The organism is Halomonas icarae, assembly GCF_009901955.1.
GTDB lineage: Bacteria > Pseudomonadota > Gammaproteobacteria > Pseudomonadales > Halomonadaceae > Halomonas > Halomonas icarae.
Genome location: NZ_WUTS01000032.1, coordinates 1 through 233, shown reverse-complemented (window position 1 = coordinate 233; position 233 = coordinate 1). Strand labels below are relative to the sequence as shown.

General features: G+C 66.1%; 1 protein-coding gene. It reads left to right on the top strand.

What is annotated here, in order from left to right; genetic code table 11:
* Nucleotides 1-233: aldehyde dehydrogenase family protein (locus GRB80_RS16200; RefSeq protein WP_161424447.1), on the top strand; the 233-nt coding region annotated here is incomplete at both ends.

Here is a 233-nt window from a genome sequence, read left to right as displayed (position 1 = left end):
AACTTCCCCGCGATGGTGCCGCTGTGGATGTATCCCATGGCCATCGCCTGCGGTAACACCTTCGTGCTCAAGCCCTCCGAGCGTGACCCGACCTCGGCCCTCTTTATCGCCGAGCTGGCGCTGGAGGCGGGCCTGCCCGCGGGCGTGCTCAACGTGGTCAATGGTGACAAGGAGGCCGTGGACACCCTGCTCGATGATGCCCGTGTCCAGGCCGTCAGCTTCGTCGGCTCCAC